Source organism: Silicimonas algicola, assembly GCF_003148765.1.
In the GTDB taxonomy this organism is placed as follows: Bacteria; Pseudomonadota; Alphaproteobacteria; order Rhodobacterales; family Rhodobacteraceae; genus Silicimonas; species Silicimonas algicola.
Genome location: NZ_QGGV01000001.1, coordinates 360,930 through 374,796 on the forward strand (window position 1 = coordinate 360,930; position 13,867 = coordinate 374,796).

The window sequence follows — 13,867 nt, forward strand, 5'->3', positions numbered from 1 at the left end:
TGAACGGCACGGATTTCATAGAAGCAGGCCGAGCCTGCCGCAACAGGGACAGTATGACGATGACCGACCAAATGAACGAAAGAGACTGGTACTCCGACGCCAACGCCACTTTTGGCGACCGGCTTTCCGCTGCGCGCGAGGCGAGGGACATGTCGCGTTCGATGCTCGCGAAGAGATTGGGCGTTGCGCAGAAGACGATCGAGAATTGGGAAGAGGACCGAAGCGAGCCCCGCGCCAACAAGCTTCAGATGGTGTCCGGACTTCTGGACGTGAGCCTGCCCTGGCTTCTGACAGGTCAGGGACAGGGCGTCGTCGCGCGCGAAGTTCCGGCGGCGCGGCACGAGGTCGACGGCCTTCTCGACGGCCTGCGCACGGCGCGAGCCGAGATGCAGCGTGCGGCCGAGCGCATGGCCGTCCTCGAGAAACGGCTGCGCCAGGCGCTGTCGGCCTGAGAATGAGCGAGACGCGCGAGATTCGCCTTCGCCGCCTGACGGTCCGGTCGTGGCGGCGCGGCACGAAGGAGATGGATCTCATCCTGGGTCGTTTCTGGGATGCCGAGGGTGCAGGGCTGGAGGACAGCGAACTCGACCTCTACGAGGACTTCCTCGAAGAGAACGACCAGGACCTGTACCAGTGGGTCAGCGGGCAGGGCGATGCGCCCGTGCGGTTTCAACCTCTCATTGCGCGCCTGACGCGGGTCTGACCTGGCTAATTTAACGGTATCTTGGGATTTTTCGGTGACTTCTGCACGTCGAGCACAGGATTGCGCGGAGTCACGGTATGAGTATGCACCAACCCTTGAGCCAGGAACGCGCGCCCGCCTATCGCAGGCACTACCTCGACACGCTGTCGATGGTGGAACGTCTGCATCGCCTGCTTCTCGACGTTATCAAGGATGAATTCGAGCGCCTCGGCGTGCTCGAGATCAATGCCGTCCAAGCCCTGCTGCTGTTCAATATGGCCGACAACGAGGTCACTGCCGGGGAACTGCGATCTCGCGGGTACTACCAGGGCTCGAACGTCAGCTACAACCTGAAGAAGCTCGTCGACATGGGCTTCATGCATCACCAGCGTTGCGAAATCGACCGGCGCTCCGTCCGCGTGCGCCTGACCGACAAGGGCCGCGACGTTCACAAGGTCGTCTCGGACCTCTTCGACCGCCATGCCGAGATGATGTCGGACGACGCGATCATCGGCGGATCCTCGATCTGCGCCATAAATGACGGTCTGAACCGCATCGAGCGGTTCTGGAGCGAGCAGATTCGCTACATTTATTGAGCGATTTTGTCGATCATTGCGACGGGCAGCCCCTGCACCTCGCGGATAAGTTTGCGTCGCATGGCTCGTGAATAGTCGCTGAAACCCCGCGCCACCTCGACGAAGGCGTCGGGCCCCTGAATGACACGGGCCCGAAAATAGGCCGACAGGGAGGCCGCCGTCTCGTCGTCCTCGGCGATGACCAGCCCATTGATCCGCACACCTTCGATGGCGCCGGAAGACCGAAGCGCTTCGGGCGTCGGCCAGTCGTTGTTCTCGCCATCACCCGAGACGTCCAATGTGGCCTGGTCGCACCCAGGGCCACCGGCAAGTCGGGACGCCCCGTGAGCCATCGCGGCGCCGAGGCCCGTCGCCTGGGGCGAGACCCCTCGATCCCAGGTTCTGAGCCTTGATGCGACGCCGCGGATCTGCGCCGGATCGTCGAGGATCACCCAGTCCTGAAGCGTCCGCTGGTATTCGGATGCGGACCATTCGAAGACGAAGAGTGCGACGGGTGCTTCAGGTATCGCGAGAAGGGCCTGCACGACGTCGGGATCGGTCAACGCCTCGGCAAGACCGTCGAGCTGGAGCCGGTATTCTGACGCATCCACCGACCCGGACACATCCAGCGCCAGGGCGAGCGACAATCGACAGGCCGCGTCAGCGGCGTGAGACGCGAGGCATGTGGCTGCGGCGACGCCTAGACAGAGACGTCGCCCCGTCCGAGATCGTGTCACCAATGCCCGGTATTTTCCATGCTGGCCCAGGGTTCGGCGGGCTCCCGGTGATCGCCTCTTTGAAGCAGTTCGACCGACACGTTGTCGGGCGAGCGGACGAATGCCATGTGCCCGTCGCGCGGCGGGCGGTTGATCGTGACGCCTGCGTCCTGCAGCTTCTGGCAAAGCGCATAGATGTCGTCGACGCGATAGGCGAGGTGACCGAAATGCCGTCCGTCCGACGGCAGCCCGTCATCGCCGTCCCAGTTGTAGGTCAGCTCGACGTCCGCGTTCTCCTGACCTGGCGGGCACATGAAGACGAGCGTGAAGCGCCCCTTGTCGTTCTCGATGCGCCGCCGCTCTTCAAGCCCGAGTAGCTCGAAGAACGCCATCGACGCCTCGAGGTCCTTCACGCGCACCATGGTGTGCAGGTATTCGATACCCATGTCCGTCTCCTTTTCCGTTCGTCGGGAAACCTAGGACAGGGAAAGCATGAAGGCGAGGGGCAGCCGGTTAAAAGCGCGAGACGGCCGTGAAGCCCACGGAAAACTGGTTGCGGTCATAGATGTCGACGTCCGACCAGACGCGGCGCGCGTTCAGGGAAAGCTGCGGCAGGAACCCGTAATAGCTGACCTCGGGAAAGACCAGGTTGACGCCAAGCGACAGGCTGTCATCGCGGCGACCGCCGGGCGTCGAACTCCACTTCTCGAAATCGCGCGTCTCGATCGCGGCGCGGATCGACGGCTGGACAGAACCGATGGTGCCGAAGCTGTGGCTTGCCTTCAGTCCGTAGGCCATGCCGTCGATGGTCGCGGAATCGGAATTGTAGCTCTTGATCGTCGCCCCGAAGGACGTCGTACGGCCTTCGCCACCGGCAAAGATGACGTCGCCCGAAAGCCCGAGCGAAAGAGAGTCGTTGATCGCGTCTCCGATGCGCGTCTCGTCACGGACCGTAGCGCCCAGCCGAAAGGCCAGCGTGTCGGACCGCTTGAACAACTGCGCGCCCTGAAGCTCGATCCAGCGCGCCTGTTCGTCGCCGCCGTACCAGCTCTGTCCCAGAAGCCCGGTCACCTGGGTTGGCCCGAGGTCCGGCCAGACGAGCCGCGTCTCGCGCAGTCCGATGATCGCCACGCCGTAGTCGAAGTCCGAGCCCTCCGCATCCGGCGCTTCGGTCTTGGCGTCGGAATCGAGCCAGACCTTGCGGAAATAGAGCTCGCCCAGGAAATCGGTCCGGTGCGTCTGGTCCTCGGCCAGGCGATAGGACAGCGACACCCCGGTCGATGCCTCGTAGCCGCCAAGCTGCTGGCCGCTGTCATCGAGCGTGAAGGGCAGGCCGCCAATCTCGATCACCGTGGTCTCGGCGCCGTTGTTCACGTTGTTCGTTGGCTGGAGCGAGAAGGACAGCTGCAGCGACAGGGGATTGCGCGCGGCGACCTGGCTATAGGTGCGGGCGACAAGCTGGTTCGCCTGCGCGTTAGGGGCCACCTGGTCGGCGCGGCGCAGCCAGAGTTGCGAGCGTGTGAACTGTTCCTGCCGGGCATGGCCCTCGGCGGCCAGCATGGCGGCGTCGAAGCGTTTGCCGTCCTCGTCGAGAAGCCCGTAGGCCTTCGTCGCGGCCTCGACCGAGGCGGCGGGCTGGCCGGCGGCGCGGGCCACGACGGCGCGTATGAGGAGCGCCTCGGCGTCGTTCGGATCGCGCGCGAGAAGCGTGGAGGAGAGAGCGTCCGCAGCCCGGAAGTCGCCCTGCAGTGCCGCGGCCCGGGCGGCGAGGCGCACCTCGGCGACGCTGGCCGAACGGGTCGCCTCCTGCGCCGGAACGGCGGTCGCGCAGACCATCAAAGCTGTCACAATACTCATCAACGCGCGCATCGACCGGTCCTCCTCAACCCTGTCAGACCAGACACCGCGCCATGTCGGCAAAGTCAACCGCAGGCACCCGGCGTTGGCGGACTTGGACACACAGCGGAAACGACGGAACCGGCATATTGTGGTTCACGTAAGCCCTGCCCCAAGATAAGGTGCGGCCCTGCGACACCGACCGAACGGAGACCCACATGCCCCTGACCCCCGAGCAACAGGCAGAGATCGACGCCCTTCGCGCCCAGAGCCGCCCCACGCTGCGCGCCGTGGCCGAGGGGATGGAGGCGCATCTCTACACCGCCTACCCGGTGCTGGATCACGGCTTCGTCCGGGTCATCGACTACATGGGCGACGACGCCGCGATCACCCAGGCCGCCCGGGTGTCCTATGGCCGGGGCACCAAGGCCGTGTCGAACGACGAGGGGCTGATCCGCTATCTGATGCGGCACTGGCACTCGACCCCCTTCGAGATGTGCGAGTTGAAGCTGCATGTGAAGCTGCCCGTCTTCGTCGCCCGCCAGTGGATCCGCCACCGCACCGCCAACGTGAACGAATACTCCGCCCGCTATTCGATCCTCGACCGCGAGTTCTACATTCCCCGGCCGGAGGACCTGGCCGCGCAATCCACCGTCAACAACCAGGGCCGGGGCGAGGCGCTGTCGGGCGAGGAGGCGGCGCGGGTGCTGGAATACCTCAAGGGCGACGCGGCGCGGACCTATGACCACTACGAGGAGATGATCGGGCAGGAGGGGCAGCAGGGGCTGGCGCGGGAATTGGCGCGGATGAACCTGCCCGCCAACATCTACACGCAATGGTACTGGAAGGTGGACCTGCACAACCTCTTCCACTTCCTGCGCCTGCGCGCCGACGCCCACGCCCAATACGAGATCCGCGTCTATGCCGAGGAAATCTGCCGTCTGGTGAAGGACTGGGTGCCCTATGCCTACGGGGCCTTCGAGGATTACCGGCTGGGCGGCGCAACCCTGAGTGGCAAGGCGCTTGATTGCCTCCGCCGGATGTTGAAGGGTGAGGAGGTCACGCAGGAGACGAGTGGGATGAGTAAGGGAGAGTGGCGGGAGTTTCAGGGGGTGGTTGATTGACTGACCAATATATAGGCTTTGAAATAGACACTGAGAGTGACTATGATCACATCTCGAAGATTAAATTCGCCGACAATATAGCGGCTTTTGGCAGCTCTGCGCATGAAGAAGACGCTGAAAAAGCGGAGCTGGACGAGACGGAAATATCCGACGTAAGCGTAAACTTTCAGTTTCAACCAATTTCAAGCAACTTTTTTAGTTCCATGATTGGATTCCACGATGCAATGCATATGGCTGGTGTATCTTATCAGATAACAACAAGCTCGTACATATCGCATTTTGAAAGAGAGACGATTAAGCCAGTCATGAGCGAGGAGGTCTCCGCTGCTGGTTGGCGTGTATATAGGCTTAGCGCAGATGCATTTCCCAAGATTGCTGACGATGCTAGGAGGATGGCGCGGCAGATTCATCATTTTCCACGGTTTAACAACATATTTTTGCTGGGCTTGGTTAGCCAATTCGACTCATACTTGGGAGACTTGGTGAGATGTCTTGCCGTAGTCATGCCGCATATCATCAACGATTCTGGAAAACAGTACTCGGCGGTGGAGTTGCTCGAATTTGGCTCGCTCGAAGAATTCAAGTTATCCATTGTAGAGAGAGAGGTGGAATCGGTCCTGCGAACAAGCCACGAGGATCAATTTAAGTGGTTAGAGAGCAAGATAAAAAAGCCATTACGAGACGGTCTCCACAATTGGCCCGATTTCATCGAAATTTTTGAACGAAGAAATTTATTTGCGCATACGAATGGCATTGTTACTCGAACATATTTAGCCAAATGCCAGTCTGTTGGTTATAAAACGGATGCAGGCGTTGGCGAAATTCTTAGCGCTGATCCGGATTATTTAAGGGATAGCGCGCGTACCCTGATGGAGGTTGGGGTCAAGTTGTCGCAGGTGCTGTGGCGCGTTTCCTGCAATGATGCGGAGAACCATGAGGAGGCGGACAAGTTGCTAAATAATTCTGCCTTTGAGTTGATTAAGGTGGGAATGTACAGTTCAGCTATTTCAATTTTAGATTTCGCCTTTTTGCCGGCGATGAAACATCCGAGAAAAGCTATATTGAATATGATGCGGATCAATTTGGCCAATGCTCACAAGTTGAGCGGGGATATTGCGGCTGCGGAGCGTGCATTAAGCGAGGAGGACTGGTCGCCGATGCAAGAGCAGTTTCAGCTTTGCGTCGCCGCTGTTCGTGACGATTTTGAAGAAGTACGCAGGCTCGTCCCTTTGGTTCCTGCGGATCAGATCTCTGCCGCCAACTATTTTCAGTGGCCAGTTTTTAGAGGTTTGGTAAAGCGCAACGACTACATTCAGTTCATTCGTGAGAGATTTGGAGACGAAATTGTCGAGATTTACGGTGGAAGTCGAGACGACGCGAGCTTGAGCGAGGGGAATTAGCCCCCACCCCGCGCCTCTGCACCACCTCCCCACAAACGACTCACCTCATCTGTGCTACACTCCCCACCGGGAAACCTTGGGGGAGGACCTGAACATGACAGCCATGAACATCGTCCGCATGAAGGTGAAGGCGGGGCAGGAGGATGCGTTCCTCGCGGCGCACGAGGCGCGGCGGCGCGACGACTTCGAGGGCATGAAGAGCTTTCGGATCGTGAAGACCGGCGACCGCGACTATCTCGTCGTCGGCGAGTGGGAGAGCATGGACGCGCTTTCCGTCGCCCGGCCGAAGATGATCGCGACGCTCGACAGCTTCCGCGAGACGCTCGAGGATCTGGGCGGCGACCTCGGCGTGACCGAACCGCGCTCGGGCGAGGTCGTCTTCTCGATCTGAGAGACGGGCCGGAAACGACAAGGCTGTGACCCCGGGCGTCTTGTCCGCCCGGGCGAACCGTCCTACGCTTATTTCATGCGACGCCTCCTGACCCTCCCGCTTCTCCTCGCCCTGCCGGGCTGCTTCGTCGGCTCCGCCCAGGTCGGGCCCACGGGCGCGGACCCGACGCCCGCGCAACTGTCGGCCCTGGCCCGGAACACGCTGACCATCACGCGGCCCTCGGACGTCGAGTTCTTCGCGCAGGCGGCCACCTCTCCCGTCATCCTCGTCGAGGGCCGCGAGGTCGGGCGCTGCCAGGTCGGCCGCCCGCTGGTCATCGCGCTCGAGGACGGCGACTGGATCGTCAGCGCCCGAACGGGGGGCGGCGAGGCCTGGCAACGGGTCGAGGTCTATGGCGGCGAAAGCGTCGACATGGCCTGCGGCGCCTCGGGCGCCTTGAGCCCCCGTCCGGTTCTCGGCCCCGTCAGCCGCTAGAAAAGGATCCGACCGTCCATTCCGAGCGTAGAGGGTAAAAGGAGTTCGTCCGATGCAGACCCTCACGCTCTACCTCATCACGGCGGGCATCTTCCTCGTCCTCGACGCCGTCATGCTGAACACGGTCATCGCCCCGCTCTTCCGCTCGGCGCTCGGCAACGCAGTGCTGGACAGCCCGCGCCTTGGCGCGGCGGCGCTGTTCTACCTGTTCTACGTGGGCGGTCTTCTCGCGCTGGTCTCGGTCCCGGCGTTGCGGGACGGCGACGTGATGCGCGCGCTCTGGCAGGGGGCGCTTCTGGGGGCGGTCGCCTATGGCACCTACGAGATGACGAACTACGCCACGCTCGAGGACTGGACTCCCCGCATGGTGGTCACGGACTGGATCTGGGGCACCGTGCTGACCGGGGTTTCGGCGGCGGCGGGCGTCTGGGCCGCCCGCGCGCTCTTTTCGTGAGGCACGCGGCCCGTGGGCCGCGGCACCGTCAGATCGCCTTGAGATCGCCCGCCGACTGACGGCCGTCCCGGCCCTCGATCAGCTCGTACTGGACTTTCGTGTTGTCGGCGAGCCCGGTCATCCCGGCCCGCTCGACGGCGGAAATATGGACAAACACGTCCTTGCCGCCCCCGTCAGGGGCGATGAACCCAAAACCTTTGGTGGTGTTGAACCATTTTACGGTGCCTGTCGGCATTGTCTCTTCCTTCGGTATCATGTGCGCCGGAATGACCAGCGGTCGGTTCGAGCATCGCTGCCGGGGAGTGTGCCTTCTTGGTCGGGCTGGGCGTCCTGACGTTGATGCGGCATCGACTTTGGGGATCTTTCGCGAAAAAACAAGAAAAAGAATGGTGACTAGAGGAAGGTGAGCAATGGTCGACATATTCGGACTTCGGACCTGCGACACCTGCCGCGCCGCGGACAAGGCCCTGCGGGCGGCGGGGCTGGACGTGACCTTCCGCGACGTGCGCGAGGCGCCTCTGTCGGGTGCCGAGATCGCGGCCCTCCACCAGGCGTTCGGCGACGATCTGGTGAACCGCCGTTCGACCAGCTGGCGGGGTCTGTCGGAGGCGGAACGGGCCGGTGAACCGCAGGCGCTTCTCGCCGCGCACCCGACGCTGATGAAGCGGCCCGTCATCCGTCGAGGGGATGTCCTGACGCTCGGCTGGGACGCCGCGGCAAGAGCGCCGCACCTTGGATAGCTTGTCGTGCGCGACTACGTGAATCGGCGGACGAAGGGACGCGAGAGATGAGAAACGCCGCCGCCCTCGGCATGATCGGGGGCATTCTCGCCCTCATCATGGGCATGGTCAGCTTCGGCTGGACCGAGGCGCTTTACCGCTTCGAACGTCTTCAGGAACTGACGGCCCTCCCGGAGAATGTGAACCTCCTGCGCGGGATGAGCGTCATCGCTCCCCTGCTCGCCATCGGGGGCGCGGCAATGGCCCCCTATCGCGCCCTGTGGGCCGGCATCGCGCTCGGAGCGGCGTCCATCGCCATCTTCATCGCCTTCGACAACGTCTTCACCATCTTTCCCGCATCGATGTGCGGGCTGGCCGCTCTCCTTGCGCTTGCGGCAGGACGCCCCGACGAGCCGAAGTCGCATTTCTGAGAAACCGGTCGACAGACAGAGGTCCGCCACCCCGGAAGACGAGATAGAGAAGCGCGAAGACCCAGAATGCGCGCTGATCTAGAACGATGGAGTCCGGCATCCCGTCGAACCACGCTCCAAGCGTGCCATCGTGCGCGATGCCTCCGTGCCCGAAGAGGTCGGTCACGGTCTGCACCACGACGAAGCCGATCATCGAAAGTGCTGCCAGTCGCGTGAACAGCCCGAGAAGCAGCAGCAGCGGCAGGACGAGTTCGGCCCAAGTGCCAAGTGTGGCTATGGCCCAGTGGTGGACCCCGAGCTGGCTGACGTCATAGCCTGCTGCCTCGAAGGTTTTCGGGAAGATCTGGGCGTAGGCGCCTGCAGAGGGGGCGAGGAGGCCCGCCGGGCCGTCCCCGAGCTTGGTCAGCGCAGACTTCCAGTAATAGACGAGGAGGACCGCGGCAAAGACAAACCGCGCGAGCGTCGTCATCACCGGGATTGTCGCTTTCTCCAGTCCGGCAAAGACGCGGTCGTGCAGCGATACGATACCTTGGATCATGGCAGGGCTCCGATGCCTGTGATTGCACCGCCCGCAAGGAGAAGTGTCAGAGTGGCGGATAGGTCGAAGGCGGGCGCGTCATCCGTCGCCGCGTCGTGGGCTTCTCCGAATGTCCGGCCGGCGCGCAGGGCGTCCACGAAGGTCGCCGCGCCAGGGCCGAGACAATGCGGCACAGGATCGTAGTCGGGGCGCAGGACTATCACGTCTTCAGCCGCAGGCTTCGGTCGCGGCGCTCCGACCTCGACGTTGTACCGCCAGATCGCGTGGAGCGGCCAGCGCGAGCGGATCACCAGCACCGAGGGCGCGAGGGTGAGGTGTGTCGACCAGAGCGCCTCTGGTGCGAGGGCTTCCAAACGCGAGCGAGCGAGAGGCACGGCGTCCGCCGCGTGATAGCTTATCCGCATCGCCAGTTCGAGCCGCGCTACATCCGGCAGGTATCCAAGCTGTCCTGTCGGTGCGAACCCGGACAGGAAGTCGGGCATCGCGTCGCCGTAGAACAACATCAGCGGTGACGATGGCGGGTGCCGGCGCAGGAAAGCGCGGGCGAGGTGCCGGAAATTCTCGTCTCCAACGAGTTTGCGCAGGACCGGAAAAGCCGTCTCAAGCGCTTCGATCAGAGAAACGGTCACGTTGTTGCGGTAGACATCGAACCTTCGGCCCGCCGGGCGTCCGGCGCTATCGATCATTCCGTCGGGCCTCGGCGCGGCGGGATCGACGATGGACCGGTGAAGCAGTGCCTGGTCGGGGGTCATGCCGGGGCTCCTGCGAGGATCATCGCCGCGCGGTCTGCTTCCGCGGCAAGGATGTCCCAGTCGGGCACGTCGTTGTCCCATTCGATCAGCGTGGGCCGCGCTCCACAGCGCGCAATGACGCGGGAGTACAGGTCCCAGACCGGATCGGCGACGGGGTGTCCGTGGCTGTCGATCAGGAGGGGCGCCCCGTGGTCGTCTGCGTCCTCTGCGTGACCCCCAAGATGGATTTCGCCCACGAGGTCCAGCGCGAAGGACTCGATGTAGGCGACCGGGTCGAGTTCCAGGTTCGTGGCGGAAACGAAGACGTTGTTCACGTCAAGCAACAGGCCGCATCCGGTGCGCCGGGCGACCTCGGCCAGAAAATCGGTCTCGCTCCATGTGCTGTCGACAAACGCAAGGTAAGACGAGGGGTTCTCCAGAAGCATTCGTCGACCCAGGGCGTCTTGCACCTCGTCGACATGATCGGACACGCAATTCAGCGTGGCGGCAGTGTAGGGCAGGGGCAGAAGGTCGTTCAGAAAAGCGCTGTCGTGGGACGACCAGGCAAGATGCTCTGAAAACGACGCCGGTTCGAGCCAGCCAATGAGCCGCTTCAGCCGTCCGAGATGGTCGGCATCCAGCCCGCCTTCGCCGCCGATGGAAAGACCTACTCCATGAACCGAGACCGGAAAGCGCTCGGCGAGGTGACGGAGTTGCGCAATGGGGCGTCCACCGTCGCCCATGTAGTTCTCGGCATGGATTTCCAGCCATGAGACAGCCCCAGGATTCTCAAGGATCTGGGCGAAGTGCTGGGGCTTGTAACCAACGCCCGGAGCCTGGGGCAGTCGGTCCTTGCGGAGGGCGGAGTCTAGCATCACCGGATCTTTCGAAGGATGTGTGAGGCGGCGCCCCGATCGGGACGCCGCCGGGGTTGGTCAGCTTTGCGGCAGGTCGCGGTCAAGCGCTTCGAGAGATCCCATACGGTCGGAGCCGTCCGCCATTTCCGGCAGTTCGATCTCGGTGCAGGTGCCGGCGTCCACGAGCGTCCAGGCGTTGCCCTGGTAGTCGACGGTCGAGGTACCTGCGCAGGTGGTGCCGGGACCGGCGGCGCAGTCGTTCTTGCCGGCGAGCGAGACGCCGAAGCACTTCTCCTTGGCTTGTGCGTGTGCGGGGACCGACAGCGTGGCGGTCAAGGCGGCGGCGAGAGCGCCAGCGGCGGCGAGTGCTTTTGTGGTTTGCGACATGAATTTGGTGTCCTGTTTTTGAAATGACTGTCGCCATGTGCGACGCTCGCGAGGCTGTCGTCGCTCTTGTTCAAAATCCACTCACGCCTGCGTGTATGACGTGGACGTTAGGTTTTGAAATAAAGTGACCACGGCGGGTAACTGAACCTCAGTTCCGGTCGACGAATACGCGCACTTCCAGCTCAAACTTCGGAAAGCGCGCTGTCGACGGGATCAAGATCGCACCGGCCCTCGTCGACGACATCGAGCAGAGGACAAAGTCCGGCGTGATCCTCTCCAACGTTTTCGATCTTGCCCGAAACCTCGGCATAGAGCTGATCGTCGAGGGTGTGGTGCGGGACAGCGACGCCCTCGTCCTTCGAGACAGAGGACGCGGCGTTGCGAGGAGACTCTCTACAGGGACGCGCGGCTGGCCGACCTGACGTATCGCGGTGGCGGTCAGGCCGCGACACGCGCGGCCTGAGGCTGCGGTTCACCGCAGATCGGGCGGCAGCGCGTCGAGCCTCAGTTCGTTCACGAGCGCGTCGAGCGGCACCGTCGACGTCTCCTTTGCGCCAAGACGTCGGACCGTCACCGTCCTGTCCTCGACCTCGCGCTGTCCTATGGCGAGGATGACCGGCACCTTCCCGACGGAGTGCTCGCGGATCTTGTAGTTGATCTTCTCGTTCCGCACGTCTGCTTCGGCGCGGAGACCTGCGGCTTTCAACGCAGCCACGGCCTCGTGGACGAAGCCGTCCGCGTCCGAGACGATCGACGCCACGACGACTTGCCGCGGTGCCAGCCAGAATGGCAGACGGCCCGCGTAGTTCTCGATGAGGATGCCGATGAAGCGCTCGAACGAACCAAGCGTCGCGCGGTGCAGCATGACGGGGCGGTGCTTTGCACCGTCCTCGCCGATGTAGGTCGCGTCCAGCCGCTCGGGCAGCACGAAATCGACCTGGTGCGTTCCGCATTGCCAGTCACGGCCAATGGCATCGGTCAGGACGAATTCCAGCTTCGGGCCGTAGAACGCACCTTCGCCGGGGTTCAACTCGAAGTCGTATCCCGCCGCTTCGGTCGCGGACTTCAGCGCCGCCTCGGCCTTGTCCCAGACCTCGTCCGATCCGGTGCGCACCTCGGGCCGGTCCGAGAACTTCACGCGGAAGCTCTCGAAGCCGAGATCGCGATAGGTGCGGCTGAGAAACTCGATGAAACGCTTCGTCTCGCTCTCGATCTGGTCCTCGCGGCAGAAGATGTGGCCGTCATCCTGTGTGAACCCGCGCACCCGCATGATGCCGTGAAGCGCGCCCGACGGCTCATAGCGGTTACAGGACCCGAATTCGGCCATCCGCAGGGGCAATTCGCGATAGGACTTGAGCCCCTGGTTGAAGATCTGGACGTGGCAGGGGCAGTTCATCGGCTTCAGGGCGTTGACCGACTTCTCGCGGGCGTGCTCCTCGTCGACCTCGACGATGAACATGTGCTCCTGGTACTTCTCCCAGTGGCCCGAGGCCTCCCACAGCCGCCGGTCGACGACCTGGGGCGTGTTCACCTCGACATAGCCGCCGTCGCGCTGACGCCGCCGCATGTAGTCCTGAAGGGCGACGTAGACCGTCCATCCGTCCGGATGCCAGAAAACCTGGCCAGGCGCCTCCTCCTGCATGTGGAAGAGGTCCATCTCGCGCCCCAGCTGCCGGTGGTCGCGCTTGGCGGCCTCCTCAAGCATCGTCAGATGCGCCTTCAGGTCGTCGCGGTTGCGGAACGCCACGCCGTAGATGCGCTGAAGCATCGGGCGAGACGAGTCGCCTCGCCAATAGGCGCCTGCCACGCTCATCAGCTTGAACGCGTCGGCGGGAACCTGGCCCGTGTGCTGAAGATGCGGCCCTCGGCAGAGATCCTGCCAGTTTCCGTGCCAGTACATGCGGATCGGCTGGCCGTCGTCCGGGATCGCGTTCACCAGTTCGACCTTGTAGTTCTCCCCCGAAGCCTCGTAGTGCGCGATGGCGTCGGCGCGCGACCAGACTTCCGTGCGGACCGGATCGCGCGTGTTGATGATCTCTTTCATCTTCGCTTCGATACGGCCCAGGTCTTCCGGTGTGAAAGGCTCGGCGCGGTCGAAATCATAATACCAGCCGTTCTCGATGACGGGGCCGATCGTGACCTTCACGTCGGGCCAGATCTCCTGCACCGCACGGGCCATGATGTGGGCGAGGTCGTGCCGGATCAGTTCCAGCGCCGGGCCGTCGTCCTTCATCGTGTGAATCGAGATGGCGGCGTCGCCTTCGATAGGCCATTGAAGGTCCCAGTGGCGGCCGTCGACCTTGGCGCTGATCGCCTTCTTGGCGAGCGAGGTCGAGATGTCGGCCGCGACATCGGCCGGCGTCACGCCTGCCGCGTAAGAACGCGCATTGCCATCAGGGAATGTCAGGGAAATCTGGGCCATCGGCCAAGTGCTCCTCGTCGGTTTGGCGCCCACGGAACGCCCGGTTGCGGGTATGTCGCATCGGACATGGCGAAGCGCGGGCGTCCTGTCAACGGCTGTCGGAAATTGAACCCTCCGCGGCGTCGTGCGT

The 13,867-nt window shown here is 63.1% G+C and carries 20 protein-coding genes; 11 read left to right on the forward strand and 9 right to left on the reverse strand.

What is annotated here, in order from left to right:
• The first annotated feature begins 59 nt into the window (after nt 1-59).
• The 3 genes from C8D95_RS01780 (at nt 60) to C8D95_RS01790 (ending at nt 1,278) form a co-directional block, all read left to right on the forward strand.
• Nucleotides 60-452 (forward strand): helix-turn-helix domain-containing protein, encoded by a 393-nt coding sequence (locus tag C8D95_RS01780; RefSeq protein WP_109757933.1) that lies wholly within the window; start codon nt 60-62, stop codon nt 450-452.
• Between the two features lie 2 nt (nt 453-454).
• On the forward strand, nt 455-703 hold the full coding sequence (locus C8D95_RS01785; RefSeq protein WP_109757423.1) for an FAD assembly factor SdhE: 249 nt from the start codon (nt 455-457) through the stop codon (nt 701-703).
• A gap of 77 nt (nt 704-780) precedes the next feature.
• Nucleotides 781-1,278: a MarR family winged helix-turn-helix transcriptional regulator gene (locus C8D95_RS01790; RefSeq protein ID WP_241239783.1), complete on the forward strand. Its 498-nt coding sequence runs from the start codon at nt 781-783 to the stop codon at nt 1,276-1,278.
• On the opposite strand, the gene C8D95_RS01795 is transcribed toward C8D95_RS01790, so the two are convergent.
• The 3 genes from C8D95_RS01795 to C8D95_RS01805 form a co-directional block, all read right to left on the reverse strand.
• The gene (locus C8D95_RS01795) at nt 1,272-1,904 is read right to left on the reverse strand and encodes a DUF1194 domain-containing protein (protein WP_241239784.1); all 633 of its coding nucleotides are present in this window, start codon (nt 1,902-1,904) and stop codon (nt 1,272-1,274) included. The genes C8D95_RS01790 and C8D95_RS01795 overlap by 7 nt on opposite strands.
• Before the next feature lie 86 nt (nt 1,905-1,990).
• Nucleotides 1,991-2,419 carry a VOC family protein gene (locus C8D95_RS01800; protein WP_109757425.1) on the reverse strand — a complete coding sequence of 143 codons (429 nt, stop codon included), beginning with the start codon at nt 2,417-2,419 and terminating at the stop codon, nt 1,991-1,993.
• 67 nt (nt 2,420-2,486) lie between these two features.
• A complete protein-coding gene (locus C8D95_RS01805; protein ID WP_126918482.1) occupies nt 2,487-3,830 on the reverse strand; it encodes a tetratricopeptide repeat protein in 1,344 nt (447 codons plus the stop codon).
• A gap of 197 nt (nt 3,831-4,027) precedes the next feature.
• On the opposite strand from C8D95_RS01805, the gene thyX reads away from it, so the two are divergent.
• From thyX to C8D95_RS01830, 5 genes are all read left to right on the forward strand, one after another.
• The gene (gene thyX / locus C8D95_RS01810) at nt 4,028-4,933 is read left to right on the forward strand and encodes an FAD-dependent thymidylate synthase (RefSeq protein ID WP_109757427.1); all 906 of its coding nucleotides are present in this window, start codon (nt 4,028-4,030) and stop codon (nt 4,931-4,933) included.
• Nucleotides 4,930-6,333, forward strand: coding sequence for a hypothetical protein (locus C8D95_RS01815; RefSeq protein ID WP_109757428.1), 1,404 nt, complete (start codon nt 4,930-4,932; stop codon nt 6,331-6,333). Before thyX ends, C8D95_RS01815 begins: the two co-directional genes overlap by 4 nt.
• 94 nt (nt 6,334-6,427) lie before the next feature.
• On the forward strand, nt 6,428-6,724 hold the full coding sequence (locus tag C8D95_RS01820) for an antibiotic biosynthesis monooxygenase family protein (RefSeq protein WP_109757429.1): 297 nt from the start codon (nt 6,428-6,430) through the stop codon (nt 6,722-6,724).
• Nucleotides 6,725-6,799: 75 nt separating this feature from the next.
• On the forward strand, nt 6,800-7,198 hold the full coding sequence (locus tag C8D95_RS01825; RefSeq protein ID WP_109757430.1) for a hypothetical protein: 399 nt from the start codon (nt 6,800-6,802) through the stop codon (nt 7,196-7,198).
• 52 nt (nt 7,199-7,250) lie between these two features.
• A complete protein-coding gene (locus C8D95_RS01830) occupies nt 7,251-7,652 on the forward strand; it encodes a DUF2177 family protein (protein ID WP_109757431.1) in 402 nt (133 codons plus the stop codon).
• Nucleotides 7,653-7,680: 28 nt separating this feature from the next.
• Here C8D95_RS01830 and C8D95_RS01835 read toward each other — a convergent pair whose 3' ends face one another.
• Nucleotides 7,681-7,887, reverse strand: a complete 207-nt coding sequence (locus tag C8D95_RS01835) for a cold-shock protein (protein ID WP_109757432.1) — start codon at nt 7,885-7,887, stop codon at nt 7,681-7,683.
• A gap of 175 nt (nt 7,888-8,062) precedes the next feature.
• On the opposite strand from C8D95_RS01835, the gene C8D95_RS01840 reads away from it, so the two are divergent.
• Nucleotides 8,063-8,392 carry an arsenate reductase family protein gene (locus C8D95_RS01840; RefSeq protein WP_109757433.1) on the forward strand — a complete coding sequence of 110 codons (330 nt, stop codon included), beginning with the start codon at nt 8,063-8,065 and terminating at the stop codon, nt 8,390-8,392.
• Between the two features lie 47 nt (nt 8,393-8,439).
• The gene (locus C8D95_RS01845; protein ID WP_109757434.1) at nt 8,440-8,802 is read left to right on the forward strand and encodes a hypothetical protein; all 363 of its coding nucleotides are present in this window, start codon (nt 8,440-8,442) and stop codon (nt 8,800-8,802) included.
• On the opposite strand, the gene C8D95_RS01850 is transcribed toward C8D95_RS01845, so the two are convergent.
• From C8D95_RS01850 to C8D95_RS01865, 4 genes are read right to left on the reverse strand one after another with little or no spacing between them, the layout of a single operon-like run.
• Nucleotides 8,714-9,337 carry a DoxX family membrane protein gene (locus C8D95_RS01850; RefSeq protein WP_109757935.1) on the reverse strand — a complete coding sequence of 208 codons (624 nt, stop codon included), beginning with the start codon at nt 9,335-9,337 and terminating at the stop codon, nt 8,714-8,716. The two genes, C8D95_RS01845 and C8D95_RS01850, sit on opposite strands and share 89 nt — an antisense overlap.
• Nucleotides 9,337-10,092: an HvfC/BufC N-terminal domain-containing protein gene (locus tag C8D95_RS01855; RefSeq protein ID WP_109757435.1), complete on the reverse strand. Its 756-nt coding sequence runs from the start codon at nt 10,090-10,092 to the stop codon at nt 9,337-9,339. Before C8D95_RS01855 ends, C8D95_RS01850 begins: the two co-directional genes overlap by 1 nt.
• Nucleotides 10,089-10,946: an MNIO family bufferin maturase gene (bufB, locus tag C8D95_RS01860; RefSeq protein WP_109757436.1), complete on the reverse strand. Its 858-nt coding sequence runs from the start codon at nt 10,944-10,946 to the stop codon at nt 10,089-10,091. Before bufB ends, C8D95_RS01855 begins: the two co-directional genes overlap by 4 nt.
• A 60-nt stretch (nt 10,947-11,006) precedes the next feature.
• Nucleotides 11,007-11,315 (reverse strand): BufA1 family periplasmic bufferin-type metallophore, encoded by a 309-nt coding sequence (locus tag C8D95_RS01865; protein ID WP_109757437.1) that lies wholly within the window; start codon nt 11,313-11,315, stop codon nt 11,007-11,009.
• Between the two features lie 218 nt (nt 11,316-11,533).
• Between C8D95_RS01865 and C8D95_RS22890 the strand changes: the two genes are divergently transcribed.
• Nucleotides 11,534-11,737 carry a hypothetical protein gene (locus C8D95_RS22890; RefSeq protein ID WP_241239876.1) on the forward strand — a complete coding sequence of 68 codons (204 nt, stop codon included), beginning with the start codon at nt 11,534-11,536 and terminating at the stop codon, nt 11,735-11,737.
• A 50-nt stretch (nt 11,738-11,787) separates the two neighbouring features.
• Here the strand turns inward: C8D95_RS22890 and thrS are convergent, their stop codons facing one another.
• The gene (thrS, locus tag C8D95_RS01875) at nt 11,788-13,737 is read right to left on the reverse strand and encodes a threonine--tRNA ligase (protein WP_109757439.1); all 1,950 of its coding nucleotides are present in this window, start codon (nt 13,735-13,737) and stop codon (nt 11,788-11,790) included.
• Between the last annotated feature and the right edge of the window lie 130 nt (nt 13,738-13,867).

What these genes read in the sequence shown, in the direction of transcription:
- bufB (WP_109757436.1), bottom strand. Translation starts at nt 10,946, where the DNA reads ATGCTAGACTCCGCCCTCCGCAAGGACCGACTGCCCCAGGCTCCGGGC.
- C8D95_RS01800 (WP_109757425.1), bottom strand. Translation starts at nt 2,419, where the DNA reads ATGGGTATCGAATACCTGCACACCATGGTGCGCGTGAAGGACCTCGAG.
- C8D95_RS01825 (WP_109757430.1), top strand. Translation starts at nt 6,800, where the DNA reads ATGCGACGCCTCCTGACCCTCCCGCTTCTCCTCGCCCTGCCGGGCTGC.
- C8D95_RS01790 (WP_241239783.1), top strand. Translation starts at nt 781, where the DNA reads ATGAGTATGCACCAACCCTTGAGCCAGGAACGCGCGCCCGCCTATCGC.
- C8D95_RS01830 (WP_109757431.1), top strand. Translation starts at nt 7,251, where the DNA reads ATGCAGACCCTCACGCTCTACCTCATCACGGCGGGCATCTTCCTCGTC.
- C8D95_RS01820 (WP_109757429.1), top strand. Translation starts at nt 6,428, where the DNA reads ATGACAGCCATGAACATCGTCCGCATGAAGGTGAAGGCGGGGCAGGAG.
- C8D95_RS01855 (WP_109757435.1), bottom strand. Translation starts at nt 10,092, where the DNA reads ATGACCCCCGACCAGGCACTGCTTCACCGGTCCATCGTCGATCCCGCC.
- C8D95_RS01805 (WP_126918482.1), bottom strand. Translation starts at nt 3,830, where the DNA reads ATGAGTATTGTGACAGCTTTGATGGTCTGCGCGACCGCCGTTCCGGCG.
- C8D95_RS01840 (WP_109757433.1), top strand. Translation starts at nt 8,063, where the DNA reads ATGGTCGACATATTCGGACTTCGGACCTGCGACACCTGCCGCGCCGCG.
- thyX (WP_109757427.1), top strand. Translation starts at nt 4,028, where the DNA reads ATGCCCCTGACCCCCGAGCAACAGGCAGAGATCGACGCCCTTCGCGCC.
- C8D95_RS01835 (WP_109757432.1), bottom strand. Translation starts at nt 7,887, where the DNA reads ATGCCGACAGGCACCGTAAAATGGTTCAACACCACCAAAGGTTTTGGG.
- C8D95_RS01780 (WP_109757933.1), top strand. Translation starts at nt 60, where the DNA reads ATGACCGACCAAATGAACGAAAGAGACTGGTACTCCGACGCCAACGCC.
- C8D95_RS01785 (WP_109757423.1), top strand. Translation starts at nt 455, where the DNA reads ATGAGCGAGACGCGCGAGATTCGCCTTCGCCGCCTGACGGTCCGGTCG.
- C8D95_RS01865 (WP_109757437.1), bottom strand. Translation starts at nt 11,315, where the DNA reads ATGTCGCAAACCACAAAAGCACTCGCCGCCGCTGGCGCTCTCGCCGCC.
- C8D95_RS01845 (WP_109757434.1), top strand. Translation starts at nt 8,440, where the DNA reads ATGAGAAACGCCGCCGCCCTCGGCATGATCGGGGGCATTCTCGCCCTC.
- thrS (WP_109757439.1), bottom strand. Translation starts at nt 13,737, where the DNA reads ATGGCCCAGATTTCCCTGACATTCCCTGATGGCAATGCGCGTTCTTAC.